We start from the raw sequence: 25,163 nt of genomic DNA, 5'->3' as shown, positions 1-25,163 counted from the left end.
TTTTGCTGTTTATGCTTCTTTTTACAGTAGGTTGCGGTTTGTTAGAGGCGAAAGTGCTAAAGGATGTGAAGTGAAATGTTTGCAGGACATTTTGGCTTAGCTGCAGCAGTGAAAGCGAAGGCACCGAAAATACCGCTTTGGGCTCTCATGTTAAGCACACAACTATTGGACGTCATCTTTGTGCCGCTTTATGTTTTAGGAGTAGAAACAATAGAGCCTATTGGTGGTAATGGCTATGGTGAAGCGGTGATTCATGCGGATTATTCACACTCTTTAATAGGAGCACTGTGTATTGCCTTTTTTGCAGGAATAGTGGGTAGGAAGTTTTTGGGAAAAAGAAGTGACTTTGTTATTGGAGCGATAGTTTTTAGTCATTGGATTCTTGATCTACTTGTGCATCGCGCTGATTTGCCGTTACTTCCAAGCAATTTTGGAGACTTTCCTTTGCTGGGTTTTGAGTTATGGAGATTTCCGTATATTGGTATTGTGTTGGAATGTATTCTTATTGCGTTAGGTGGTATATTATATTTCCGATTTGTTGTTTCGAGTGTAGAGCAACAAAAGAAATTTATAGCAAGAGTAGCCGGCGGTGTAGTAGTTGTGTTATTAATTCTTTCGTTAATTACAGATGTATTTGGCTTTGCGGCTTGAGTATAAATAAGAGTAAACCTTAGAAGCGATTCTAAGGTTTTTTCGTGCATACAATCCAAAAATAAATAAATACTAAATGTTGAATGAACAAAGAAAGGAAGGCTGTTACGATGCAAAATTTAAATGAGCTTGAAGTGGAAAATTTACGTCATCTTATTGGCGGGCATGCAACAGTTATTAACAAATTACAAGATTATGCACAGGCATGTACGGATCCGCAGCTGAAGCAGATGCTACAAAAAGATGTGCAAGATGCACAAAATACGAAGCAACAATTAATGTCTTTTCTAGGATAGGGGTGTAAAGAACATGAATGAAAAAGATATGGTGAATGATTATTTAGCTGAATTAAATGCAAGTTTAACAGGCTATGCGAATTATATTGCTCAAACGAATAACGAGCAATTATATCAAACGTTAATTCAAATTCGTAATCAAGACGAAGCACGTCAACGTAATCTGTATGAATACGCGAAGCAAAAGAATTATTACCAACCAGCAGCTCCAGCAAATCCAACGATTGTTCAGCAATTGAAGAGTCAATTAAGTATGCAATAAAGTGAAACTTCCATCAGTGGCGCTTTTCTCACTGATGGAAAGCCCGCCCAATTGGGCAGTTATCCCCCACCTATCTTCTTTAGAAAAGCGGAAGCGGCTTGCTCAGAATCGCAGGACGCCCACGCCCCTGACAAAGAGGCGCTTTTTGCCTCGTCCGAGGGGGCGAAACGACCAGAGATTCTAGCCGCTAGAGCTGGACAACGAAGAAAAGTGGAAGTGGCTCGTCCAGAATGTGAGGGGGATGGAGCTTCTGACGTAGAGGTGTTTTTTACCTCGTAGGAAGAAGCGAAGCCGCCGAACATTCTAGCCACTGGAACTGGACAATACTCTCTCTCAAGCTTGAGGTGGGGGTCTTACTGCCCGCGAATAGCGGGATAAGAACAGAGTTAGAAACGGGTGACGTGATTGAGACGTTACTCGTTTTTTTGAAAGTAAAACATTCGGAACTTTGTCGAAATTATGTGCAAAGGGACATAAAATGTCTATATTATTTGTGATACTTTTCACAAGTTGTACATGGTTTCTATAGTGAAAGCTTCTATAATAAAACGTGTGAGGTATATAAAACAAAGAAGACTACATTAAGAAGCAGGGGAGATCATCATGAATAGAAGTACTAGAAAAGTTGCAATTATAGGTACTGGGTTAGTTGGATCTAGCTGTGCGTATTCTATTGTGAATCAAGGAATCTGTGAAGAGTTAGTGTTAATTGATATTAATCATGAACGAGCAGTTGGCGAAGCGATGGATTTGTCACACTGCATGAATTTTACAAATACAAGAACAAAAGTATATGCAGGAACTTATGAAGACTGTAAGGATATGGATATTGTTATTATTACAGCAGGACCTACTCCAAAACCAGGACAAAGTCGTCTTGATGTTTTAAGAGCAGGTGCAAAAATTATGGAAAGTGTCGTATCAGGAGTTATGGAAAGCGGATTTCAAGGTATTTTCTTAATTGCCTCTAATCCAGTTGATGTTATGACTTATCAAGTTTGGAAGTTATCCGGTTTTCCGAGAAACCGCGTGATTGGTACTGGAACATCTTTAGATTCTTCTCGCTTAAGAACAATTTTGTCTGAAATATTTGAGGTAGATCCGCGTAGCATTCAGGGTTACTCATTAGGACAACATGGCGATTCACAAATGGTTGCTTGGTCTCATGTAACAGTTGGCGGAAAACCAATTCTCCAAATTTTAGAAGAGCAAAAAGAACGATTTGCAGATATTGATTTAGATTTGATTGTTGAACAAACTGCAAAAGCGGGTTTAGAAATTTCTAAACGAAAAGGAACAACTTATTACGGCACCGGGAACTCCTTAGCTTATATTGCACGTTCTATTTTTAATGATGATTATCGTGTTATGGCTGTAGCAACAATTCTAGATGGTGAATATGGTGAATATGAAATTTGTACAGGTGTCCCAGCTATCATAACAAGAGATGGTGTAAAAGAGATTGTTGAGCTGAACTTAACAGAAGCTGAAGAAAGCCAATTTGCACAATCAAATGACATTTTACGGGACTATATGAAAATAATTGGTTGCTAGATTAGAAGAAGGTAAACAGATGAAGGAATATATCATGCCTCGTATATTTAAAGGGTCTGCAGGAATTGCACAAGGTATTTTCGTATCTCTTGGAATTGGTCTACTGATTGAGAATATCGGAAGAATTGTCGATATTCCAATGTTAATTACAATCGGAATTGTTGCGAAATCACTTATGGCGCCGGCAATTGGAGCAGGGATTGCTTTTATGCTCGGAGCAAATGGACTTGTCATTTTCTCAGCGATGGTTGCAGGATCGATTGGAGCAGGATCGATTTCGATTACTGCAGCCGGTTTGATGATTAAAACTGGTGAACCAATCGGCGCGTTATTAACAGCGACGTTAGCAGTTTATATCGGTAAACGGTTAAGCGGAAAAACAGCTTTAGATATGATGCTCGTTCCGTTTGCGGCAATATTAGGTTCAGGTTTAGTCGGTATTTGGCTATCTCATAATATTAGCCCGGTCTTACATGCAGTTGGTGCATTTATTAAAGATAGCTCAGCTGGTAACCCATTTATCGCATCTGTTGTACTTGCAGTTGTTTGGGGATTGTTATTAATGTCTCCAGCGTCATCGGCAGCTCTAGCAATTGCACTTAGCCTAGATGGTGTGGCGGGTGGTGCTGCACTTGCAGGATGTGTCGCTCAATTTATCGGATTCGCTGTTATTTCTGCGAAAGAAAATAATTTAGGCGGTATTTTAGCACAAGCTCTTTGTACACCGAAAATACAACTTCCGAACATTACGAAAAACCCAATGATCCTTGTGCCAACTGTTGTTGCGAGTGCGATTGTAGGCCCTGTATCAGCACTTGTATTCCAAATAACAGCAGGGAAAGAGATTGCAGGTCTTGGACTTAGTTCTTTAATCGCACCAATTAATTTGATTTCAAGCAAAGGATTGAGCGTTGTTCCAGCGATGGTGATTACTTATATCGTAATTCCAGTAGCTGTTTCTTATATAATGTATATGATTTTGAAAAAAGCAGGTCGCATTAAACCTGGCGACATGACTGTACCACAATCTTAAAGACTAGTAAGAGTGTTTAAAAATATGCCAATTTGAAAATCTCCTCTTACATAGAGAAAAGCAGACTGAAGAAGCCACAGTCTGCTTTTGTTGTTATAGGTTATACTCCAGCTTGCACAGTAACCTTTTGCTCACGTGATTCAAATACATAGTGCATGGCTGCATAAAGGAAGCTTCCTAGTACGACGCCTGCTACCGCATCTACGAAGGCGTGCTGTTTTGTAAATAAAGTAGATAAAATAATGAGTACGCCAACAAATGTTAGCAGGTTATATACCCATTTGTTTTGTTCCTTTCGCTTATAGGCTGTAATCATAATGACAAATGTTGTGAGTACGTGAATACTAGGAAAACAATTCACAGGTTGATCGATACTATAAATGTAGCGCACTAAATTAGCAAATATATCATTGCCGATCACTTCAGGGCGTATTACTGTTGTTTGCCACATATAATAGATGCTAAAAGAAGTGAGTTTACCTAATAGTACACTACTTAATGTAACGTAATAGAGCTTTCGATCAGCAAAGAAGTAATAAATAAGAGCGCCGTATAAATAAGGAAACCAAAGTAAATATGGAACGATAAATTCTTTAGTAAATGGAATCCATTCGTCTGCTCTTGTTGTTACATTTACAGCACCTACTGTTAAGTGATTTAGTACGTCATAAAGAGGGCTTACAAGTACGAGTAGGAGTATATAAGATAATGGAATTAAGGCTGAAAACTTATTATTTTTCATAGTAGTTCTCCTATTTGTAATATAATAACTTGAAAAATTATAATAAAAAAAGTGTAAATGAGCTATTGATTTTTCTTACATTTTTTACGAATAACCTTACAGTTTTGTCATTATATGAATACAACTTGAAAAAACGATATAAAAACCTTTTCTTTTTAGGTGGGCGAGAGCAGGTCATGTTTGTTCTGCGTAGCAGCGACTTATATATATTGTATTGTAAGTTACTGATATGGTTGCATGTAGGGGAAGATACAATTAATCAAACGTTTGTTTAAGACGTATGTTCGAATTTGTGGTCTTAATCAAACGTTTGTTTAAGGCATATGTTCGACTTCATAGTACGAATCAAAGTGTACAAACAGTTCAAATGCAAGCATCATCAAGTACAGAAATATTAAATCAACCATGCAAATAAAAAAAGAGACGACTAATTAATATAAAGTCGTCTCTCATTTCAAAAAATCTTAGCGTCTTTTTCTTAATTACTTAAACACACAAATGATCTGTATATCAGAAGCGTGTTCGTTTGATATACAGACCATTTGTGTGATGACTATTAAAAATAAGTGCAAAATATGTTTACATAAATGCTTTTAATAACTGTTGTATAAATGGAATGATTCCACCTAAGAATGATAAGATTGCCATTGCGATTGACATATCCAATTCCTCCCTTTTCAGAAAATTTTGTTATTACACTTTTATTGTATTTTAAAATAATGAAATTAGCAATTCCTTTTAATATGCAATATTGCATATTAAAAATGAGAGGAATGGTCCATTCCTCTCATTTGAAAACTAGCAACACCCTTTTTAAAAAATGAATTGTTGTGATAAGTCTAAATATATTGTATTTAAGATAATCATAATTTTAGTATTTTAATATAAAGGTTTAACTAATATTTAAAAATAAGACTGAAAATTAAGAATTGTTTTTGTGGGTGTTATAATAAGTTAATTATTTTACGATTAGTAAAATGCTTTAATAATGTACGAAAAAGCAAAGATTTTGCAGGAAAAAATAAATTTTTAGCGAAATAAGTTAAAGTTTGAAATAAAAAGATATTTTTTATATGATAAGAGTAGTGAAAAGTAGGTGAATGTATGTCAGTAACATTTTATTCATATCCAAAATGTGGAACATGTCAAAAGGCAAAAAAATGGTTAGACGCAAATGATGTAGTATATGAAATGGTTCATATTGTCGAAAATCCACCTTCTAAGGAAGAACTTCGTAGTATATATGAACATAGTGAATTACCATTAAAAAAATTCTTTAACACAAGTGGGATGCGTTACCGTGAGCTTGGGTTAAAGGACAAGCTAAAAGATGCAAGTGAAGAGGAAATGTTAGACATGCTCGCTTCTGATGGCATGTTGATCAAACGACCAATTGTAACAGGCGGTAATGATGTAACGGTTGGCTTTAATGAAGAGCAATTTGAAAGCGTGTGGAAAAAGTACCAATAAGGTGCTTTTACATAATTAATACATTCATTGGAGGTACAGACATGAGCATTCCAAAACAATTACGTTACTCTGAGGAGCACGAATGGGTACAAGTTGAAGGCAACCAAGTTATTATTGGTATTACAGATTTCGCACAACACGAATTAGGAGATATTGTATTCGTGGAACTTCCTGAAGTTGGTGCAACAATTGCAGCTGACGAGCCATTCGGAAGCGTTGAATCTGTTAAAACAGTTTCTGAATTATACGCGCCTGTAGCAGGTAAAGTTGTAGCAGTAAACGAAGAGTTAAATGACAAGCCAGAGCTTGTTAACGAATCTCCATATGAAGGTGCATGGATGATTAAAGTTGAACTTGAAGATGCAGGTCAAGTAGATAACTTATTAACTGCAGAGCAATACGAAGAAATGATTAATCAAGACTAATTTGGAAAGGACAGCTATGAGCTGTCCTTTTTAGTTGTATAAGAAACTGTCTTCCTTGCTTCTTTCTAGGAAAAGATTCCTCTGATTCTGACCAAGCCGCTTCCGCTTTTCTTCACAAAAATAAACAGGAAACAACATTAAAATATCGAATATACTATATACTAAAGGTGATGTTGTATCATAGTATATGGTGATCGGGTGATGCCAAGTGATCTATGTGGAAAAAGTAATTATTGTTGAAGGTAAGTCAGATAAGAGAAAGATCGAAGCGATTATTAGAGAACCGGTGGAAATTGTTTGTACAAATGGTACAATTGGTTTGTCGAAAATGGATGAACTCATTGACGAGCTGTACGATAAAGAAGTGTATGTTCTTGTGGATGCAGATGATGCAGGAGAGAAATTACGCAAACAGTTTCGTCGAGAATTTCCACGTGCTGAACATATTTACATTGATCGTTCGTATCGAGAGGTTGCGACTGCACCATCATCTCATTTAGCGAACGTTTTATGGGGAGCTGACATTGACGTCTATACAGAATTTTTACGGTAAGGAAGGGTACAATGATTGAGTGGACAGGGCATGAAGCAGTAGTTGCAGTTAGAGATCAAGATAAAACGGTGTTATACGTATATACGCTAATGTGCGGTACGTGTCAGCTTGCTAAAAAAATGTTAACGGTTGTTGAAGCAACGTTGCCTGATTTAGAAATTGGGATGCTGAATGTAAATTATGTACCGCATTTTGCGCTGGAGTATAAAATTGAAAGTGTTCCGTGTTTGCTTATATTTGAGAAGAACCAACTTGTAAAGAAAATATACGCATTTCAATCTGTGAAATATTTATATATGGAATTACAATAGGCGGCAAAAATTTTGCCGCCTCGACATATTTCTTGGGAAATAGTAAGAAATAAATCGTTTTTCGTACAGCTTTTGTCGAGAGAATAATACAGGAGAGCGTGTTATAGAAATGGAATGGTAATATGTAAAACGTGATATGAGGAGTGTGATGAAGTTGAAATTGTATTCACTGCTTCAATCATTTGTAACATATGCCAATACGCAATGTCACTTAGAACCACTATTACCACAATTCGAAAGGGTTGTTTGTTTTACTTTCCAAGATGAGTGTTATTCATTAAATATTTCAAGAGAGAAAATTGAACTTATAAACGGTGCGGTGGGGACAGAAGAGCTTGTTTGTTTTCAAGAAACAGATCTGCAGTTGTTGATTACAGGGCAAGTTCGTTTGCAGTTGCTATTGCGCAGAAATGCAATTACATATAGAGGGACATATCGAACGATGTTATTATTAGAATCTGTATTTCATATTTGTAAACCGCTACGAGTTGGCGCTTAAGTTTCAGAAAGTTTATTCTTTGCGAAAATTTCTGTTGACATCTATTTCACGCGTTGATACAATTCAAAACATAAAATAACGAAAACTTCATAACGATAAAATCAGACGAATTTTATATCTGATTTTCTCTTATCAAGAGAGGTGGAGGGACTGTGCCCTGTGAAACCCGGCAACCGTCAACTTATGTTGAAATGGTGCCAATTCCTGCAAAGCGAATGCTTTGAGAGATGAGAGGAAAGGATAATAGTAATTTATGTATATAAACCTTTCTGCTCATTTTAAAGCAGAAAGGTTTTTTTGTTGTTTCAGTGCAGGAAGACGCTTGAAGAACAAAACGTTTTTATGGCTATAGCGGAGAGCCGCTTGCGCTTTTTATAATCTAGCTTCAGCGGCTAGAACAATTGGTCGTTTCACTCTTTCCTATGAGGCAAAAAGCACCTCTGCGTCAGGAGTTCCAACGCTCTTTTGTTCTAAACGAGCCGCTTACGCTTTTTAATTAAAAAGGGGTGACATCGATGATCATATTAGAAAATGTAAAGAAAATATATCGCTCCAAACACGGTGATGTTACTGCTGTGGATGATGCGAATTTGCAAATAGAAAAAGGCGAGATTTTCGGGGTTATCGGATATAGCGGTGCCGGAAAGAGTTCGTTAATACGCTTGTTTAATCAATTGGAGAAACCAACGTCTGGAAAGATTACGATTGGAGAGCGGGTGATTTCGGCAATTACAGGTAAGGAACTTCGAGAAGCACGTCAAGAAATTGGGATGATTTTTCAGCACTTCAACTTACTTTGGTCACGAACTGTTCGTGAAAATATTGCTTTCCCGCTTGAAATTGCTGGGGTGACAAAAGAGAAACGAAATCAGCGTGTAGATGAATTGATTCGTCTTGTTGGTTTGGAAGGACGAGGCGATGCGTATCCATCTCAGCTAAGTGGTGGACAAAAGCAGCGCGTTGGTATTGCGAGAGCATTAGCAAATAATCCGAAAGTGTTATTATGCGATGAAGCAACGTCAGCACTAGACCCAGAAACGACAGATCAAATTTTAGATTTGCTTCTCGATATTAATAAGCGCCTTGGGTTAACGATTGTACTCATTACACATGAAATGCATGTCATTCAAAAAATTTGTAACCGCGTTGCTGTTATGGAGAAAGGAAAGATTGTTGAAAGTGGCAGCGTATTAGATGTATTTCGTAATCCGCAGCAAGACATTACAAAGCGCTTCGTTAAGCAAATAACAGATTCTGAAGATGCAGATGAAGCAATTGAGCATTTAGTAGAGAAGTACCCGGAAGGAAAGGTCGTGAAACTGCAATTTATTGGTGAAGCAGTAGAAAGACCAGTTTTACAGGATTTAATGAAGCGAGATGGAGTGGAAGTGAGCATTCTGCAAGGGAATATTGCACAAACGACAAACGGGGCGTATGGCAGCTTAATTGTCCACTTAAATGGCGACGAAGATGTGATTGCAAAAGCAATTGAAACGATTCAACAAGAGCAAGTCGAGCTGGAGGTGATTGCACATGGATAATCTGTTTCAAAATGTTGATTGGGATACAATGTTAGAAGCTACCGGAGAAACGTTATATATGACGGGAGTTGCCACACTGGCAACGCTTGTATTGGGGCTTATTCTTGGATTATTACTGTTTCTTACGGGAAAAGATAATTTATGGGAGAACAAACCGGTTCATGTTGTAATTGGCGCGTTTGTAAATATTTTTCGTTCTATCCCGTTCATTATTTTAATTATTTTACTCATTCCCTTTACGAAGTTTCTTCTAAATACAATTCTCGGAGCAAGTGCTGCATTGCCAGCATTAATTGTGGGAGCAGCGCCGTTTTATGCGAGAATGGTTGAAATTGCCCTTCGTGAAATTGATAAAGGTGTCATTGAAGCGTCGAAAGCGATGGGAGCAAAGACGAGTACAATTATTTTAAAAGTATTAATACCAGAATCTTTGCCAGCGCTTGTTTCAGGTATTACTGTAACAGCAATTGCACTTGTTGGTTATACGGCGATGGCTGGAGTGGTTGGTGCAGGCGGCCTTGGAACACTTGCTTATTTAGAGGGATTCCAGCGGGGTAATAGCGATGTAACTCTTATGGCAACAATTCTTGTGCTTGTGATCGTATTTATTATTCAAGTGCTTGGTGATTTCTTTACGAAGCGGCTTGATAAAAGATAAAGGGTGGTTTTCGTCTCAGACGAAGACTTTCTATAAAATGACTATTTAGAATATTGGGAAAAAGAAAGGGTGTCAGAATATGAAAAAGGTATTATTTTCAGCACTTATTGCTGTATTTGTATTTGCATTGGCTGCTTGTGGTAGCGGCGCAAAAGATAAGAAAACAATTGTAGTTGGTGCTTCTAACGTACCGCATGCGGTTATTTTAGAAAAAGCGAAACCACTATTAGAGAAAAAGGGTATTACATTAAAAATTAAAAAATTCCAAGACTATGTACTACCAAACGAAACGTTAGCTAGTAAAGATCTTGATGCAAACTATTTCCAACACATTCCGTATTTAGAGAAAGAAATGAAAGATAAAAAATATGATTTTGAAGTAGCAGGGAAAATTCATTTAGAGCCAATCGGTGTATATTCTCAAAAGTATAAAAGCTTAAAAGACCTTCCAGATGGAGCAACAATCATTATGAGTAACTCCGTTGCTGACCATGGACGTGGGTTAGCAATTTTACAAAAAGAGGGTATTTTAAAAATTAAAGACGGTGTAGAACCTGTTAAAGCGACTATAAAAGATATTGCGGAAAATCCGAAACACTTGAAGTTCAAAACAGACATTGAGCCTGGTTTATTACCGCAAGTGTATAGCAATAAAGAAGGCGATGCAGTTTTAATTAACTCAAACTATGCGATTGATGCGAAATTAAATCCAGAGAAAGATGCAATTGCAATTGAAGGTAAGGATTCTCCATATGCAAACGTAGTTGTTGTTCGTAAAGGGGATAAAGATAAGAAAGAAATTAAAGCACTTGTAGAAGTATTACATTCAAAAGAAATTCAAGATTTTATTAAGAAAGAATACAAAGGAGCAGTGCTTCCTGTAAGTGAATAATGGAAAAAAAGGGCTGGAATTTCTTAGCCCTTTTTTCTTTATATAATTAGGAAGAAAGGTGTATCATAATATAATGTGCAGAAAATTCCTGTTCGGATTTGTAGAAAAATTGTTACATTTTTTCTACGTTTGCGATATCATTTTATTTGATATAAAATTAGAATGAGAATAAAATGAGAATGTGAACGTTTTAGGAATTTTTAAAATGTATATATAGAATTATTGGAGGTATTGAGATGGCTGGTTCTACATTAACGATTAAAGATTTACATGTATCAATTGATGGAAAAGAGATTTTAAAAGGGGTAAACCTTGAAGTAAAAGGTGGAGAAATCCATGCAATTATGGGACCTAACGGAACAGGTAAATCAACTTTATCTTCTGCAATCATGGGTCACCCAAAATATGAAGTAACACAAGGCAGCATCATCATCGATGGTGAAGATGTATTAGAAATGGAAGTAGATGAGCGTGCACAAGCTGGTCTATTCTTAGCAATGCAATATCCGAGTGAAATTAGCGGAGTAACAAATGCTGACTTCTTACGTTCTGCAATTAATGCGCGCCGCGAAGAAGGCGATGAAATTTCTCTTATGAAATTTATTCGTACATTAGATAAAAACATGGAATTCCTAGAAATGGATCCATCAATGGCACAACGTTATTTAAATGAAGGTTTCTCTGGCGGTGAGAAAAAACGTAACGAAATTCTTCAATTAATGATGATTCAGCCAAAAATCGCAATCTTAGACGAAATTGACTCTGGTCTTGATATCGATGCATTAAAAGTTGTATCTAAAGGTATTAACGAAATGCGCGGCGAAGATTTTGGTTGCTTAATGATCACGCACTACCAACGTTTATTAAATTACATCACTCCAGATCATGTACACGTTATGATGAATGGTCGTGTTGTGAAATCTGGCGGTCCTGAGCTTGCACAACGTTTAGAGGCTGAAGGTTACGACTGGATTAAAAAAGAACTAGGTATTGAAGACGAAACAGAAGAGCAAGAAGCGTAAGAGAGGAGCATAAACATGACAATTGGTACATTACCTTTCGATCAAGATTCTATCCGTCAATTTGCAAGTGAAGCGAATGAAGCTGCTTGGTTGACTGAGTTCCGCTTACAAGCTCTTGCAAAGGCAACTGAACTTCCAATGCCAACACCAGATAAAACGAAAATTGATAAATGGGATTTTATCGGCAAAGGTAAAACTGCAAAACAAGAGCCTGTACGTTCTTTAGAAGAACTTCCAGAATCAGTGAGAAATTTAATCGATGAAAATAATAACGTACTTGTACAGCGCAGCGGTACAACTGCATTCGTTTCTTTATCAGAAGAAGCAAAAACAAAAGGCGTTATTTTTACAGATATCGTAACAGCTGCAACTGAGCATGCTGAGCTAGTGCAAAAATATGTAATGAAGGACGGCGTGAAAGTTGACGAGCATCGTTTAACAGCACTTCATGCTGCACTAATCAACGGTGGTGCGTTCGTATACGTTCCGAAAAACGTTGTTCTTGAAACACCGATTCAATCTGTATTCTTAGTGGACGGCGAAGAAGCAAATGTGTATAACCACGTACTATTCGTTGCAGATGCAAACAGTTCTGCAACATATGTAGAAAACTACGTGGCAAATGAAACTGTTACAGGTATTGCAAATATCGTGGCAGAAGTAATTGTAGAACAAGGTGCACAAGTGAAATTTGGTGCGGTTGATTTATTAGCAAAAGACGTAACATCTTACGTAAACCGCCGTGGCGTAGTTGGACGAGACGGACGTCTTGAGTGGGCATTAGGTCTTATGAACGATGGAAATACAATTTCTGAGAACGTAACGAACTTAATGGGCGATGGTTCATTTGCTGATACAAAAACAGTAACAATCGGCCGTGGCAATCAAACACAAAACTTTACAACAAAAGTTGTTCACTTCGGTAAACACTCTGAAGGTTTCATCTTAAAACACGGTGTACAAAAAGATAGCGCAACATCTATCTTTAACGGAATTGGTAAAATTGAGCATGGTGCATCTAAATCAAATGCACAACAATCTTCTCGCGTTCTTATGTTAAATGAAAAAGCACGCGGCGATGCAAACCCAATTCTTTTAATTGATGAAGACGATGTAATGGCAGGTCACGCAGCTTCCGTAGGACGCGTAGATCCTACACAACTATACTACTTAATGAGCCGTGGTATTCCGAAGAAAGAAGCAGAACGTTTAGTCATCCATGGATTCTTAGCACCTGTAGTAAATGAGCTTCCGATCGAAGGAGTAAAAGCACAGCTTGTTGAGGTAATCGAAAGGAAAGTTCGCTAATGGATATTCATGAAATACGCAAACAGTTTCCAATTCTTGATCAAAAGGTGAACGGCAAACAACTTGTTTATTTCGATAGTGCGGCAACTTCTCAAAAACCGATTCAAGTCATTGAAACGTTAGAACATTACTATAAAGAGTACAATTCAAATGTGCATCGCGGTGTTCATACGCTCGGTACGAAAGCAACCGATGCGTATGAAGGCGCACGTGAGAAAGTTCGTAAGTTTATTAATGCAAAATCTATGGAAGAAATTATTTTTACGCGCGGTACAACAACGGCGTTAAATACAATTGCGGCAAGTTATGGTATGGAACATGTAAAAGAAGGCGATGAAATTGTTATCTCTTACATGGAGCACCATAGTAATATCATTCCTTGGCAACAAGTTGCTAAGAAAACAGGCGCAACGCTAAAATATCTTCCGCTTCAAGCAGACGGAACAATCTCATTAGAGGATGTTCGTCAAACGATTACGCCAAATACGAAAATCGTTTCTATTATGTACGTATCAAACGTACTTGGAACGATTAACCCTGTAAAAGAAATTGCAGAAATCGCACATCAAAACGGCGCAATTATGGTCGTTGATGGTGCACAAAGTACGCCGCATATGAAAGTGGATGTACAAGATTTAAACTGTGATTTTTACACTTTATCCGCTCATAAAATGTGCGGACCTACAGGTATCGGCGTATTATATGGTAAGAAGGAATTGCTTAACAATATGGAGCCAATTGAATTTGGCGGTGAAATGATCGATTTTGTAGATTTACAAGAATCTACGTGGAAAGAGCTTCCGTGGAAATTTGAAGCAGGTACACCAATTATTGCGAATGCAATCGGACTTGGAGCTGCGATTGATTTCCTAGAAGAAATCGGTCTTGACAATATTGAAAAGCATGAGCATGAATTAGCGCAGTATGCTTTAGAAAGACTATCAGAAGTAGACGGTGTTACAATTTATGGTCCGAAAAAACGTGCAGGTCTTATTACATTTAATATTAATGAAGTACATCCGCACGATGTGGCAACAGTATTAGATGTAGAAGGGATTGCGGTTCGTGCAGGGCATCACTGTGCACAGCCGTTAATGAAGTGGCTAAAAGCTTCTTCTACAGCACGTGCGAGCTTCTATTTATATAACACAAAAGAAGAAATTGATACATTTGTCGAAGCGCTGATGAAAACAAAGGAGTATTTCACAAATGTCATTTAATAATTTAGATACGTTATATCGTCAAGTTATTATGGATCATTACAAAAATCCACGTAACCATGGCGTGTTAGAAGATAGTGTTACGGTGAATTTGAACAATCCAACTTGCGGCGACCGCATTCAACTTACGATGAAAGTAGAAGACGGGATTGTTCAAGAAGCGAAGTTTGAAGGAGAGGGCTGTTCTATCTCTATGTCTTCCGCTTCCATGATGACGCAAGCAGTAAAAGGAAAGAAAATTGAAGAAGCACTTCAGCTTTCGAAAATTTTCTCTGATATGATGCTAGGAAAAGAGTATGATGACAGCATTGATTTAGGAGATATTGAAGCATTACAAGGTGTATGTAAATTTCCAGCGCGTATTAAGTGTGCAACATTAGCTTGGAAAGCGTTAGAAAAAGGCTTGAACGAAGAGAAGTAATGCAGATCGCTTCCTAAAAACGAGGTTATCCAAGGAGGGACATACGAACATGGCGAAACAGCTGCCAGATATCGGCGATTATAAATATGGTTTCAAAGATAAGGACGTTTCAATTTTCCGTGCTGAGCGCGGTTTAACAAAAGAAATCGTAGAAGAGATTTCACGTATGAAAGAAGAACCACAGTGGATGTTAGACTTCCGTTTAAAATCCCTGAATCACTTCTATGAAATGCCAATGCCACAATGGGGCGGAGACTTAAATGATTTAAACTTTGATGAAATTACGTACTACGTAAAACCATCTGAGAAATCTGAGAAGTCTTGGGATGAAGTACCTGATGAAATTAAAGCAACATTTGATAAATTAGGTATTCCAGAAGCAGAACAAAAATATTTAGCGGGTGTATCTGCACAGTATGAATCTGAAGTTGTATACCACAACATGAAAGAAGACCTAGAAGCACTAGGAATCGTATTTAAAGATACAGATAGCGCATTAAAAGAGAATGAAGATATTTTCCGTGAGCATTTCGGAAAAGTAATTCCGCCAACAGATAACAAATTCTCTGCATTAAATTCTGCAGTTTGGTCTGGTGGATCATTCATCTACGTTCCAAAAGGTGTGAAAGTTGATACACCACTTCAAGCGTATTTCCGTATTAACTCTGAAAATATGGGACAATTTGAACGTACGCTTATTATCGTAGACGAAGGCGCACATGTACACTACGTAGAAGGTTGTACAGCACCTGTTTACACAACAAACTCACTTCACAGTGCGGTAGTAGAAATCATCATTAAGAAAGATGCATATTGCCGTTATACAACAATCCAAAACTGGGCAAACAACGTATACAACCTAGTTACAAAACGTGCAGTTTGTGAAGCAAATGCAACGATGGAATGGATTGACGGTAACATCGGATCAAAATTAACGATGAAATACCCAGCTGTTATCTTAAAAGGCGAAGGCGCACGCGGTTTAACATTATCAATCGCAATTGCTGGTAAAGGCCAACACCAAGATGCTGGTGCGAAAATGATTCACTTAGCACCAAATACATCTTCAACAATCGTTTCCAAATCGATTGCAAAACATGGTGGTAAAGTAACATACCGTGGTATCGTACACTTCGGACCAAAAGCGACAAACTCTCGCTCTAACATCGAGTGTGACACATTAATCATGGATAACCAATCTACATCTGATACAATTCCTTACAACGAGATCAAAAACGATCATGTTTCACTTGAGCACGAAGCGAAAGTATCAAAAGTATCAGAAGAACAATTATTCTACTTAATGAGCCGCGGTATTTCTGAACAAGAAGCAACAGAAATGATCGTAATGGGCTTCATCGAGCCGTTCACTCGCGAACTTCCAATGGAATACGCAGTAGAAATGAACCGCCTAATCAAATTTGAGATGGAAGGTTCTATCGGTTAAATAGAAGGCGAAGCTGGACAGTATTAAAAATGGAGGCGGCTCGTTCAGAATGTGAGCGAAGCCACCGAGTATTCTAGCCGCTGGAACTGGATAATAAAAGAAAAGTAAAAGCGCCCTGTTTACAGGGCGCTTTTTTAATTGGATGCAAATATATCAATTGTTTCTCCCGGTATATCGGTGTTATTTTTGAAATAACGGCGCTTCGACACGATATAAAGTGAAACTTCCATCAGGGATGTTCTTTTCACTGATGGAAAGCCCGCTCAATCGGGCTTTTACGGGCAGTTTTCTTCCCTGCTTTTCTCCAGCTTTTATTGCCCACGAATAGCGTGATAAAGGCCTTGCGACGATGTTGGACATGTGAAAATCTGCAACTATCTAGTTTGAGTAAGTAAAAAAATTTTATCAATATAAAAAATTTAGAATTATATGATATAATTTTTTTGAAAAGGAGGTGAGTATTTTGAAAGCTCTCAACCGTGTTGAAGGAATAAAATTTCTAGTATGTTTATTAGTTAGTTTATGTACGATTAATTATTCGTTTATTTCCTTCGCTGAAACATAAACAAGTAATCGAGCTGATGTAACAAACCTATTCTAAAAAAGGAGTTGAGTTTTTTGAAAATTACAAAAAACGTTAAAGGAATCAAATTACTAGCATGTTTATCAATTGGCTTATGCACTTTTAATTATTCCTCTATTTCCTTCGCTGAAACACCTAAAAGTAATTCAGCTGATCAGGCAAAAAAAGCTATGGACATTGATACTGGTATAGGAAATCTAAAGTATAATAATCAAGAGGTTTTAGCAGTAAATGGTGATAAAGTAGAGAGTTTTGTTCCGAAAGAGGGTAAAAATTCAAATGGTAAATTTGTAGTGGTTGAACGTGAGCGTAAATCACTTACAACTTCACCAGTGGATATTTCAATTATTGATTCTGTGGCTAATCGTACTTATCCAGGGGCAGTACAACTTGCAAATAAAGCTTTTGCAGATAATCAACCTGATTTATTAGTGGCTAAGAGAAAACCTTTGAATATTAGTATAGACTTACCTGGTATGAAAAAAGAAAATACAGTAACTGTCCAAAATCCAACATATGGTAATGTGTCTGGAGCAGTAGATGAGTTAGTATCTACTTGGAATGAAAAGTATTCAAAAACACATACGTTACCTGCAAGAATGCAGTATACAGAATCTATGGTGTATAGTAAATCTCAAATAGCAAGTGCTCTTAATGTTAATGCTAAACATCTTGACAATTCACTGAATATTGACTTTAAAGCGATTGCAGATGGAGAGAAAAAAGTGATGGTTGCGGCATATAAGCAAATCTTTTATACCGTAAGTGCAGAACTACCAAACAATCCATCAGACCTTTTTGATAATAGTGTTACGTTTGACGAGTTAAATCGTAAAGGGGTAAGTAATACGGCTCCGCCTGTTATGGTGTCAAATGTAGCTTATGGTAGAACAGTTTATGTGAAATTAGAAACATCATCTAAGAGCAAAGATGTACAAGCTGCTTTTAAAGCCTTAATCAAGGGTCAAGGCGTTGAAGCGAGTGGACAGTACAAAGATATTTTTGAAGACAGTACCTTTACTGCTGTAGTATTAGGCGGAGATGCAAAAGAGCATAACAAGGTTGTTACAAAAGATTTCAATGAAATCCGAAATGTAATTAAAGATAATGCAGAATTAAGTCCTAAAAATCCAGCATACCCAATTTCATATACTAGCTCTTTCTTAAAAGATAATTCAACTGCTGCTGTTCATAACAATACAGATTATATTGAGACTACAACTACAGAATATTCTAGTGCGAAAGTGACGCTTGATCATACTGGTGCATATGTTGCTCAATTTGATGTATCTTGGGATGAATTCTCGTATGATGAAAATGGTAAAGAAGTACTATCCCATAAAACTTGGGAAGGAAACGGCAGAGACAGAACTGCTCATTTCAATACAGTAATCCCACTACCACCGAATGCAAAAAATGTAAAAGTTCTAGCAAAAGAATGTACAGGTCTTGCATGGGAATGGTGGAGAACAATTATTAATGAACAAACTGTTCCATTAACAAATGAAATTAAAGTTTCAATTGGAGGAACAACATTATATCCAACTGCTAATACTAGTCATTAATTAAAGCCTAGTATATGTCCGAAGCGCCCTGTTTACAGGGCGCTTTTTCATGGCCAGAAATTTATCCCGCTATTTGTGGGCAGTAATACTCCCCCTCAAAATTCGGCGAAAGCATTGTCCAGTTCCAGTGGCTAGAATGTTCGGTGGCTTCGCTTCTTCCTGCGAGGTAAAAAACACCTCTACGTCAGAAAATCCATCCCCCTCACATTCTGGACGAGCCACTTCCACATTTCTTTGTTGCCCAGCTCTAGCGGCTAGAATCTCCGGTCGTTTCGCCCCCTCGGATGAGGCAGAAAGCGCCTCTCCGCCCTGTGCGTGGGCGTCCTGCAATTCTGAGCGAGCCGCTTCCGCCTTTCTTAAGAAGTTAGGTGGGAGATAAACTGCCCGTAAAAGCCCGATTGGTTAGGGCTGATAATTAGTGGGGGATGAAGAAAACCCCCACTGATTAAAGTTTCACTTTATCGGCGCCTTTTCCGATATATCAGCGCAAATGCATCATTTATCAGCGACTTTTACAATATATCGGCGATTCGACACGGAATAAAGACTCTTCGACCATGTTCGACACATGGAAAGCCACCTCATCATCAAAATGAGGTGGCTTTATTAGTACGTTTATAACGAATCCATAATTTTTTCATGCCGATGTAAATGCTGTAGCCGATTAATGCGCCGCTAGTATTCAGAATAATATCGTCCACATCAAAAATACCAGTAAAAGTTAGTGATTGCAGTAATTCGATAAAGAATACGATTTTAATAAAAAGCTTACAAGCTAATTTCCAGTTGTTTACTTTCGGGCATACAGAAAAATCCGATGAAATCTCACCGGATTTTTCTCCTTTAACAAGGATAGTGTGTTAAATTTTTGTTTTATAATACGGAAAATTTCGAATTAAAATGCTTTACGTTGATAAATGATTAATGATACTCCCCATGAAATCATATAAGCACATACGATAATAATTGTAGCTGCAGTATACAAAGTAGGTATAGATAAGCTGAAAATAGCATCGGTAACTGTATTAAACTCTGTTGCAAGAAATTGTACAGCAGGTGGACCGAGATAAACTGAAGCTAAAAATGAAACCATTACAATGGAAGACATATGATTTTGTTTAAATTGATAAAATAGTGGGAATGTAATGGATGCAAATAGCAAAAATAATGCATTGCCCATTACAATGTGCTCTACAGTAAATGACTTTTGGAAGATGATAAGCATTGTGCTTGTTACAGCAATCGCCAACAACATGTAAATAATTGCCCCAATATAACGTGAAGCGATAATTTCCTTACGTGTATATGGTAAAGAATTTAATAAAATATTTGTTTCGGTTTTCTCATCATAGCTATGCGTATTAAAAGGAATAAAAATACTTGTAATTGTAAATATTAAAATAGGGTGCATGTTCATCACAATAAAAAAGACGATACAGCCCAAATAAACTAGCAATTGCTTTTTCTGTAAAATCAAATCGCGCTTGATTAAATTAAGCATGGTATTGCGCTCCTTTCGAGTAATACATAATATCTTCTAATGAGGCGCGCTCAATTATAACCTCATTACCAAAAATTTGTTCAACCTCAGCTACATTATTTGTTAATGCCTCAAAGCCAGTCGGTGCACGATGAACATGCATAAAGGCTTTTTCTGTATCACGGTCTAATAAATCTGTACGACCTTTTACTAAGGCATAGTTTTCTTCCACCTCATGAATCGACTGATTAAACATTAATTTTCCCTTCTTTAAAAAGGCAATAAAATCAGCGATGCGATCTAAATCTGTCGTAATATGTGTAGAGAAGAAAATTGTACGATTGCCATCAAGCATTAATTCATGTAGTAAATTGAGTAACTCACGTCTAAATATTGGATCTAAGCCTGCTGTTGGCTCATCCATAATAATCAATTCGGCATGATGTGATAGCGCAAGTGATAATGAAGCCTTCATCTGCATACCTTTTGAGAAAGTTTTAATCGCTTTATTCATCGGCAGTTCAAACTGCTCTACATACTGCTTAAATATTATTTCATCCCAGTTTTTGTAAGCAGGTGCGACCATTCGCTTAATATCCTTTAGATTTAAGCCCTCATAAAATACGTTACTATCAAAAACAAAACCGATGCGCTCTTTAATTTCCTTTTCGTGCGATGCGTAGTCTAAGCCGAAAATTTTAATCTCACCTGTATCTGGCTTTAATAAGTTCATCATCATTTTAATGATTGTCGATTTACCTGCACCATTTGCGCCAATGAAGCCTGTTACAAATCCTTTTTTGATTTGTAAATTTAATTGCTCTATCGAAAAACCTTGAAATGTTTTACTAACATTGTGTAGCTCTACTATATTCTCCATACATTTTACTCCTCATATAAAATAGTTAATAATTCTCGCAGTTCCGTTAAGGGTAGCCCGATTTCCTTACTATTAGTAATGACAGACAATAACTGTTCTTCAATAACTTTTAATTTTTTCTCACGTACTACATCTAAATTTTGTTCAGCAACAAAAGAGCCCCTACCTACAATTGAATAAATAAAGCCTGCTTTTTCTAACTCCTCATACGCGCGCTTTGTTGTGATAATACTGACTTGTAAATCCTTGGCGAGCTGGCGCATTGATGGGAGTGGCGATCCCTCTTTTAAATCACTACTCAAAATTAGTGATTTTATTTGGTTGGTAATTTGTTCGTAAATTGGCTCCTTAGAACTGTTTGAAATAATTATTTGCATGCAAATCCCTCTTAGTCTTTATATTGTATATATACTTTATATACAATATATATATTTTGTATTAAAAATGCAATGTTTTTTCAGAAAATTTTTAAGGAGAATCTTTTGCTTTTCCCCTCAATGAGAGTACAATGTAAAATAGCAAGAAAAGACGAAAAGTATTTACAGGATTCAAGCTTATATATAGCGTAAACAAGAAGTATGGAATTGAGAGGAGGTTTTTTCTCTGCAAGAAGTAACAATTCATCTTTATCATACGAATGATATACATAGTCATTTTGAAAATTGGCCGCAGATTTCTCGTTTTGTGTTAGAAGAGAAAAAGCGTCGTCTTGCTGTTGGTGAAGCGGTCTTTACATTAGATATTGGCGATCATGTTGATCGCTTTCATATGATTTCTGAGGCAACAAGTGGAAAAGGAAATGTGCAGCTTTTAAACAAGGCATTGTACGATTATGTAACCATTGGGAACAATGAAGGGATTACACTTGCTAAAGAGCAGTTGGATCATCTCTATGACGAAGCGAATTTTGAAGTGCTCGTTGCCAATTTATTTGAAAAAGATCAAATGCGTCCGAAGTGGGCAAAACCATATGTACTGCAAACGCTTGATAACGGAATTACCATTGCATTCATTGGTTTAACAGTCGCATATCCTGATTTTTATGGAAAGCTAGATTGGCATATTGAAGATCCATTTCTACATTTAGAAACGATTTTAGAAGAGGTGCGTTCGCAGGCAGATGTCATTGTTGTCTTATCTCATTTAGGGAAAAATGCAGATGAATACATGGCAGAGCATTATGATCTAGATGTTATTTTAGGTGCGCATACTCATCATTTATTTGAGCGCGGCGTATTGGTGAATGGAACACTTCTTTGCTGCGGAGAGAAGTGGGGGCATTATGTCGGACATGTGCAAATAACGGTGGATTTAGAAACAAAGAAAGTGACGAAAAAAGATGGACGAGCAATTCGTACGAAGCGATTAGGCGCATACGGGGACTCTCTTACTTTATTAGAAGAGCTTGAACAAGACAGTAAGCTCATCATGGCAGAGCCTGTTGTAACATTAAAAGAATCGTTAGAAATGGATTGGTTTCAGGAAACGAAATTTGCTCATATGCTTGCTGAGTCCCTCAAAGAATGGTGCAATGCTGAAATCGGTATGGTAAATGCAGGCGTATTACTTGAAGGATTACAAGAAGGTGTCGTTACACGAGGAGATATTCATCGTATTTGTCCACATCCAATTAACCCGTGCCGCTTGCAGATAAAAGGAAAAACATTACGAGATGTGATTTTGAAAGCGCGTCGTCCAAACATGGAACAGCTTGAAGTGAAAGGTTTGGGATTTCGTGGAAAAGTCATGGGGAAAATGATATATGCGGGCGTTGAAGTGATCCCAGATACGATTCCGGGTAATAAAATCTTACTCGAAGATGTCGTGATCAACGGAGAATCATTGGACTTAGAACGAATTTACACAGTAGGAACGATTGATATGTTTACATTTGGCTATTTGTATCCAGAGCTTGCAGTTGTATCAGAAAAAGAATACTATATGCCAGAACTACTCCGTGATGTTTTAACAAATACATTACTGACATATGCATCATCTGTAAAATTATAGCCTGCTGCACTCTAGTAGGCTTTTTGTATTCACATTCGTTTTTCTCTTTTCATACAGATAAAGAGAGAGGAGTGTGAACTATGGTTAATGTAGAACCAATTATAATAAATGAACATACGTTTATAGCGGTGAGTGTACAGCTTCCGAAAACAAATCTGTTAGCTGTTATGAGCGATAAAGGATATATTATGTGCGGGGCGCTGGACGTTGCTTTGTTAAATGAAAAGTTAAGCGATCGCGGCATTCTTGCGGGGCGCGCCGTTGGGGTTAGGACAATTGAACAGTTGTTAGAAGCACCGCTTGAATCGGTTACGATTGAAGCAGAAAGATTAGGAATTACAGCTGGTACAATTGGAAAAGAAGCATTGTTAAAAATGATCTAATATATCGTCCCTCTTTTTTGCATATACATGTGTAAGAAGGAGGGATTTTGTTATGCGTACGTTTCGTCCCCGAACTTCTCGGTTTCGGAAAGGACCATTGCCATTTCGTTACGTATTGCTTATTTCATTTGCTATTTTTCTTTTTCTTACTTTACAAGGCTTGTGGCTTGTGAATAAAAGCATTCGGCCGACGTTAATGAAGTATGCAGAAATGCAAACGAAGCGGACTGCGACAGTTGTGATGACGAAGGCAGTGAAAGATAGGGTTGCACAAGGCATCAACGTTGATTCATTAATAAAAGTGCAAACTGATAAGAACGGAAAAGTTTCTACAATGGATTTAAATACAGAAGCAGTTAATGAAATTTTAACATCGACAACAACGTACATAGAGGAATATTTACATCGAGTCGAAAAAGGAGATACGAAGGCGTTAGGATTATCAGCAGATGACGGAACGGCACTATCTGTTCCTCTCGGAAGAATTACAGATAATGCATTGCTCGGTAATATAGGACCAGATATTCCGATTACATTTACAACAATTGGTCATGTATCCACAAATATTAAACAAGATTTCCAGCAGCAAGGGATTAACAATACGGCGATTAAAATTGTGATGGAAATTGAAGTGGCGCTTCAGGTGATCATTCCGTTTCATACAAAAGAAGTAACTGTGAAGCAAGATATTCCAATAGCCACGCGCATTGTTCAAGGTGAAGTGCCTGGTTATTACGGAAGCGGAGGAGTTGTTGTACCAGAAAAGAACGAGAAAAAAGCGGCTAACTGAACTGAGCCGCTTTTTTCAAACCATTATTTCTTGGAATTCATTCTTTCTTTTCGTTCCCATAAACTTAAATGCATGTACGGATCAAATGCCCACTCTGTGTAGCCGTTATCTTTATACAACCCAAAATGCAAGTGAGGCGGGAATTTACCAGCTGTCCCAGGAGGGCCGTAGCCAGTGCTGCCGACAAACCCAAGGACAGTTCCAGGTTCAACGATTTGTCCGAGTTGTATTTCCTTTGAAAATCCGCCTAAATGCGCGTAGTAATGGTAGTTGTTGTATAAATCACGAATACCGATGCGCCAACCGCCAAGGCGATTCCACCCTTTCGTTTCAATAATGCCATAACAAGTAGAACGAACAGGTACACCGTGCCCGGCGAAAATGTCTGTCCCCTCATGCATACGCCGTCCGCCAAAGCTTCGTTTCGCACCAAATGTACTACGGTAGCTATGGCTGCTGTGAATGGGCAGAGGAAAGGCATTTCCGTCTAAATCAATTCGATTGTAATGTTTATACATACGGGCATATCCTAATATTAACTCTACTGTTTTAGCCCGCTGATAATATTCCCACAGCATAATTTTTAGCTGTTCGCGATTTGCCCCGCGTTTCCCTAATATGGTAGTCATTGTATAGAGAACATCTTTTTCATTATTTTGGTCTGCCAATCCATCGTTATTTCCGTCTAACCCTATACCTCCAAATAAGGAAATTGTGTACGGTCTTGTATCATGGAGGTCTGAATTTGCTGGTCCGGACCATACTTCTGGTTTGAAATAAATCGAGATAGTGGCATCTGGCTTTTTCGGAATATCCCGGCGTACGGAACGAATATTTCGCTCGTATTGATCAATGGCAGCGAAGTAGTACCATGGAATAAGAGAGACAGTTTCCATTTCTTTATATAATGTCATTCGCTTCTTATATATATCTTGCTTGTTTTCTTCCCCGTACACAATATTGGCTTGAAGAAGAAAATAAATAAAAAGCAAAAGGAAAAATTTTCGATGCACGGCAGTAAGCTCCTTTCCGAATCACTACCTTTAGTGTGAGATATACACGATATTTCATTATAAGTAATAATTGGAAAGAATTCTTGCAATCTTCATTTGAGCAAATCGCTTTCATGCGATAGAATAGATATGTTACATTGAAAGAAGCGAACAC

29 protein-coding genes and 1 riboswitch are annotated in these 25,163 nt (G+C 37.5%); of the genes, 22 read left to right on the top strand and 7 right to left on the bottom strand.

The window, feature by feature from the left end:
* Window positions 1–75: 75 nt before the first annotated feature.
* The 5 genes from MR076_RS00315 to MR076_RS00295 all read left to right on the top strand — a co-directional run bounded on the left by MR076_RS00315 (window position 76) and on the right by MR076_RS00295 (window position 3,796).
* Entirely contained in the window at window positions 76–651 is a 576-nt protein-coding gene (locus MR076_RS00315) for a permease (RefSeq protein WP_242216612.1), read from the top strand.
* A 110-nt stretch (window positions 652–761) separates the two neighbouring features.
* Window positions 762–947 carry a hypothetical protein gene (locus MR076_RS00310; RefSeq protein WP_242216610.1) on the top strand — a complete coding sequence of 62 codons (186 nt, stop codon included), beginning with the start codon at window positions 762–764 and terminating at the stop codon, window positions 945–947.
* 13 nt (window positions 948–960) lie between these two features.
* Window positions 961–1,209, top strand: a complete 249-nt coding sequence (locus MR076_RS00305) for a spore coat protein (protein ID WP_242216609.1) — start codon at window positions 961–963, stop codon at window positions 1,207–1,209.
* A gap of 603 nt (window positions 1,210–1,812) precedes the next feature.
* Window positions 1,813–2,763: an L-lactate dehydrogenase gene (locus MR076_RS00300; protein WP_242216608.1), complete on the top strand. Its 951-nt coding sequence runs from the start codon at window positions 1,813–1,815 to the stop codon at window positions 2,761–2,763.
* A gap of 19 nt (window positions 2,764–2,782) precedes the next feature.
* Window positions 2,783–3,796: a PTS sugar transporter subunit IIC gene (locus MR076_RS00295; protein ID WP_242216607.1), complete on the top strand. Its 1,014-nt coding sequence runs from the start codon at window positions 2,783–2,785 to the stop codon at window positions 3,794–3,796.
* Window positions 3,797–3,896: 100 nt separating this feature from the next.
* Here the strand turns inward: MR076_RS00295 and MR076_RS00290 are convergent, their stop codons facing one another.
* The gene (locus tag MR076_RS00290) at window positions 3,897–4,538 is read right to left on the bottom strand and encodes a phosphatase PAP2 family protein (RefSeq protein WP_242216606.1); all 642 of its coding nucleotides are present in this window, start codon (window positions 4,536–4,538) and stop codon (window positions 3,897–3,899) included.
* 1,104 nt (window positions 4,539–5,642) lie between these two features.
* On the opposite strand from MR076_RS00290, the gene MR076_RS00285 reads away from it, so the two are divergent.
* From MR076_RS00285 to sufB, 13 genes are all read left to right on the top strand, one after another.
* Complete coding sequence (locus tag MR076_RS00285) at window positions 5,643–6,008, top strand: arsenate reductase family protein (RefSeq protein ID WP_242216605.1); 366 nt, start codon at window positions 5,643–5,645, stop codon at window positions 6,006–6,008.
* A gap of 41 nt (window positions 6,009–6,049) precedes the next feature.
* Window positions 6,050–6,433: a glycine cleavage system protein GcvH gene (gcvH, locus tag MR076_RS00280; protein ID WP_242216604.1), complete on the top strand. Its 384-nt coding sequence runs from the start codon at window positions 6,050–6,052 to the stop codon at window positions 6,431–6,433.
* A 208-nt stretch (window positions 6,434–6,641) separates the two neighbouring features.
* Entirely contained in the window at window positions 6,642–6,986 is a 345-nt protein-coding gene (locus MR076_RS00275; protein WP_242216603.1) for a toprim domain-containing protein, read from the top strand.
* Between the two features lie 11 nt (window positions 6,987–6,997).
* Window positions 6,998–7,297: a thioredoxin family protein gene (locus MR076_RS00270; protein ID WP_242216602.1), complete on the top strand. Its 300-nt coding sequence runs from the start codon at window positions 6,998–7,000 to the stop codon at window positions 7,295–7,297.
* 154 nt (window positions 7,298–7,451) lie between these two features.
* Complete coding sequence (locus MR076_RS00265) at window positions 7,452–7,796, top strand: hypothetical protein (protein WP_242216998.1); 345 nt, start codon at window positions 7,452–7,454, stop codon at window positions 7,794–7,796.
* A 126-nt stretch (window positions 7,797–7,922) separates the two neighbouring features.
* Window positions 7,923–8,030, top strand: a riboswitch (SAM riboswitch).
* A 281-nt stretch (window positions 8,031–8,311) separates the two neighbouring features.
* Window positions 8,312–9,337: a methionine ABC transporter ATP-binding protein gene (locus MR076_RS00260; RefSeq protein ID WP_242216601.1), complete on the top strand. Its 1,026-nt coding sequence runs from the start codon at window positions 8,312–8,314 to the stop codon at window positions 9,335–9,337.
* A complete protein-coding gene (locus tag MR076_RS00255; RefSeq protein ID WP_242216600.1) occupies window positions 9,330–9,995 on the top strand; it encodes a methionine ABC transporter permease in 666 nt (221 codons plus the stop codon). The genes MR076_RS00260 and MR076_RS00255 overlap by 8 nt, the downstream gene beginning before the upstream one ends.
* Window positions 9,996–10,074: 79 nt before the next feature.
* A complete protein-coding gene (metQ, locus tag MR076_RS00250; protein WP_242216598.1) occupies window positions 10,075–10,887 on the top strand; it encodes a methionine ABC transporter substrate-binding lipoprotein MetQ in 813 nt (270 codons plus the stop codon).
* Window positions 10,888–11,123: 236 nt separating this feature from the next.
* Window positions 11,124–11,909: a Fe-S cluster assembly ATPase SufC gene (gene sufC, locus MR076_RS00245; protein WP_035433106.1), complete on the top strand. Its 786-nt coding sequence runs from the start codon at window positions 11,124–11,126 to the stop codon at window positions 11,907–11,909.
* A gap of 15 nt (window positions 11,910–11,924) precedes the next feature.
* Entirely contained in the window at window positions 11,925–13,217 is a 1,293-nt protein-coding gene (gene sufD / locus MR076_RS00240; RefSeq protein ID WP_242216597.1) for a Fe-S cluster assembly protein SufD, read from the top strand.
* Entirely contained in the window at window positions 13,217–14,437 is a 1,221-nt protein-coding gene (gene sufS, locus MR076_RS00235; protein WP_242216596.1) for a cysteine desulfurase SufS, read from the top strand. The genes sufD and sufS overlap by 1 nt, the downstream gene beginning before the upstream one ends.
* A complete protein-coding gene (gene sufU / locus MR076_RS00230; protein WP_035433100.1) occupies window positions 14,427–14,858 on the top strand; it encodes a Fe-S cluster assembly sulfur transfer protein SufU in 432 nt (143 codons plus the stop codon). The genes sufS and sufU overlap by 11 nt, the downstream gene beginning before the upstream one ends.
* 49 nt (window positions 14,859–14,907) lie before the next feature.
* Window positions 14,908–16,305 (top strand): Fe-S cluster assembly protein SufB, encoded by a 1,398-nt coding sequence (sufB, locus tag MR076_RS00225; protein ID WP_098919111.1) that lies wholly within the window; start codon window positions 14,908–14,910, stop codon window positions 16,303–16,305.
* A gap of 180 nt (window positions 16,306–16,485) precedes the next feature.
* Here the strand turns inward: sufB and MR076_RS00220 are convergent, their stop codons facing one another.
* Complete coding sequence (locus tag MR076_RS00220; protein WP_242216595.1) at window positions 16,486–16,665, bottom strand: hypothetical protein; 180 nt, start codon at window positions 16,663–16,665, stop codon at window positions 16,486–16,488.
* A 249-nt stretch (window positions 16,666–16,914) separates the two neighbouring features.
* On the opposite strand from MR076_RS00220, the gene MR076_RS00215 reads away from it, so the two are divergent.
* Entirely contained in the window at window positions 16,915–18,453 is a 1,539-nt protein-coding gene (locus MR076_RS00215) for a thiol-activated cytolysin family protein (protein ID WP_242216594.1), read from the top strand.
* 587 nt (window positions 18,454–19,040) lie between these two features.
* Here MR076_RS00215 and MR076_RS00210 read toward each other — a convergent pair.
* The 4 genes from MR076_RS00210 to MR076_RS00195 form a co-directional block, all read right to left on the bottom strand.
* Window positions 19,041–19,208 carry a VanZ family protein gene (locus MR076_RS00210; RefSeq protein WP_472927079.1) on the bottom strand — a complete coding sequence of 56 codons (168 nt, stop codon included), beginning with the start codon at window positions 19,206–19,208 and terminating at the stop codon, window positions 19,041–19,043.
* 140 nt (window positions 19,209–19,348) lie between these two features.
* Window positions 19,349–19,954 (bottom strand): ABC-2 transporter permease, encoded by a 606-nt coding sequence (locus tag MR076_RS00205; protein ID WP_242216593.1) that lies wholly within the window; start codon window positions 19,952–19,954, stop codon window positions 19,349–19,351.
* Complete coding sequence (locus MR076_RS00200) at window positions 19,947–20,813, bottom strand: ABC transporter ATP-binding protein (RefSeq protein ID WP_242216592.1); 867 nt, start codon at window positions 20,811–20,813, stop codon at window positions 19,947–19,949. The genes MR076_RS00205 and MR076_RS00200 overlap by 8 nt, the downstream gene beginning before the upstream one ends.
* A 5-nt stretch (window positions 20,814–20,818) precedes the next feature.
* Window positions 20,819–21,190, bottom strand: a complete 372-nt coding sequence (locus MR076_RS00195; protein WP_035433092.1) for a GntR family transcriptional regulator — start codon at window positions 21,188–21,190, stop codon at window positions 20,819–20,821.
* Window positions 21,191–21,416: 226 nt separating this feature from the next.
* Here MR076_RS00195 and MR076_RS00190 point away from each other — a divergent pair, with 226 nt between their 5' ends.
* From MR076_RS00190 to yunB, 3 genes are all read left to right on the top strand, one after another.
* Entirely contained in the window at window positions 21,417–22,823 is a 1,407-nt protein-coding gene (locus MR076_RS00190; protein WP_277928298.1) for a bifunctional metallophosphatase/5'-nucleotidase, read from the top strand.
* An 80-nt stretch (window positions 22,824–22,903) separates the two neighbouring features.
* Complete coding sequence (locus MR076_RS00185; RefSeq protein WP_242216590.1) at window positions 22,904–23,206, top strand: YunC family protein; 303 nt, start codon at window positions 22,904–22,906, stop codon at window positions 23,204–23,206.
* 52 nt (window positions 23,207–23,258) lie between these two features.
* Window positions 23,259–23,996 (top strand): sporulation protein YunB, encoded by a 738-nt coding sequence (gene yunB / locus MR076_RS00180; protein WP_242216589.1) that lies wholly within the window; start codon window positions 23,259–23,261, stop codon window positions 23,994–23,996.
* Window positions 23,997–24,019: 23 nt separating this feature from the next.
* Here yunB and MR076_RS00175 read toward each other — a convergent pair whose 3' ends face one another.
* Window positions 24,020–25,009 (bottom strand): M23 family metallopeptidase, encoded by a 990-nt coding sequence (locus MR076_RS00175; RefSeq protein WP_242216588.1) that lies wholly within the window; start codon window positions 25,007–25,009, stop codon window positions 24,020–24,022.
* Window positions 25,010–25,163 lie beyond the last annotated feature (154 nt).

It is taken from the genome of Bacillus cereus group sp. BfR-BA-01380, assembly GCF_022663535.1.
Lineage (GTDB): Bacteria > Bacillota > Bacilli > Bacillales > Bacillaceae_G > Bacillus_A > Bacillus_A cereus_BB.
This window is presented reverse-complemented; position numbering and strand designations above follow the sequence as displayed.

Excerpts from the sequence above, each read along its gene's own strand:
- MR076_RS00315 (WP_242216612.1), top strand. The coding sequence starts at position 76 with ATGTTTGCAGGACATTTTGGCTTAGCTGCAGCAGTGAAAGCGAAGGCA.
- MR076_RS00310 (WP_242216610.1), top strand. The coding sequence starts at position 762 with ATGCAAAATTTAAATGAGCTTGAAGTGGAAAATTTACGTCATCTTATT.
- MR076_RS00305 (WP_242216609.1), top strand. The coding sequence starts at position 961 with ATGAATGAAAAAGATATGGTGAATGATTATTTAGCTGAATTAAATGCA.
- MR076_RS00300 (WP_242216608.1), top strand. The coding sequence starts at position 1,813 with ATGAATAGAAGTACTAGAAAAGTTGCAATTATAGGTACTGGGTTAGTT.
- MR076_RS00295 (WP_242216607.1), top strand. The coding sequence starts at position 2,783 with ATGAAGGAATATATCATGCCTCGTATATTTAAAGGGTCTGCAGGAATT.
- MR076_RS00290 (WP_242216606.1), bottom strand. The coding sequence starts at position 4,538 with ATGAAAAATAATAAGTTTTCAGCCTTAATTCCATTATCTTATATACTC.
- MR076_RS00285 (WP_242216605.1), top strand. The coding sequence starts at position 5,643 with ATGTCAGTAACATTTTATTCATATCCAAAATGTGGAACATGTCAAAAG.
- gcvH (WP_242216604.1), top strand. The coding sequence starts at position 6,050 with ATGAGCATTCCAAAACAATTACGTTACTCTGAGGAGCACGAATGGGTA.
- MR076_RS00270 (WP_242216602.1), top strand. The coding sequence starts at position 6,998 with ATGATTGAGTGGACAGGGCATGAAGCAGTAGTTGCAGTTAGAGATCAA.
- MR076_RS00260 (WP_242216601.1), top strand. The coding sequence starts at position 8,312 with ATGATCATATTAGAAAATGTAAAGAAAATATATCGCTCCAAACACGGT.
- MR076_RS00255 (WP_242216600.1), top strand. The coding sequence starts at position 9,330 with ATGGATAATCTGTTTCAAAATGTTGATTGGGATACAATGTTAGAAGCT.
- metQ (WP_242216598.1), top strand. The coding sequence starts at position 10,075 with ATGAAAAAGGTATTATTTTCAGCACTTATTGCTGTATTTGTATTTGCA.
- sufC (WP_035433106.1), top strand. The coding sequence starts at position 11,124 with ATGGCTGGTTCTACATTAACGATTAAAGATTTACATGTATCAATTGAT.
- sufD (WP_242216597.1), top strand. The coding sequence starts at position 11,925 with ATGACAATTGGTACATTACCTTTCGATCAAGATTCTATCCGTCAATTT.
- sufS (WP_242216596.1), top strand. The coding sequence starts at position 13,217 with ATGGATATTCATGAAATACGCAAACAGTTTCCAATTCTTGATCAAAAG.
- sufU (WP_035433100.1), top strand. The coding sequence starts at position 14,427 with ATGTCATTTAATAATTTAGATACGTTATATCGTCAAGTTATTATGGAT.
- sufB (WP_098919111.1), top strand. The coding sequence starts at position 14,908 with ATGGCGAAACAGCTGCCAGATATCGGCGATTATAAATATGGTTTCAAA.
- MR076_RS00220 (WP_242216595.1), bottom strand. The coding sequence starts at position 16,665 with ATGTCCAACATCGTCGCAAGGCCTTTATCACGCTATTCGTGGGCAATA.
- MR076_RS00205 (WP_242216593.1), bottom strand. The coding sequence starts at position 19,954 with ATGCTTAATTTAATCAAGCGCGATTTGATTTTACAGAAAAAGCAATTG.
- MR076_RS00200 (WP_242216592.1), bottom strand. The coding sequence starts at position 20,813 with ATGGAGAATATAGTAGAGCTACACAATGTTAGTAAAACATTTCAAGGT.
- MR076_RS00195 (WP_035433092.1), bottom strand. The coding sequence starts at position 21,190 with ATGCAAATAATTATTTCAAACAGTTCTAAGGAGCCAATTTACGAACAA.
- MR076_RS00185 (WP_242216590.1), top strand. The coding sequence starts at position 22,904 with ATGGTTAATGTAGAACCAATTATAATAAATGAACATACGTTTATAGCG.
- yunB (WP_242216589.1), top strand. The coding sequence starts at position 23,259 with ATGCGTACGTTTCGTCCCCGAACTTCTCGGTTTCGGAAAGGACCATTG.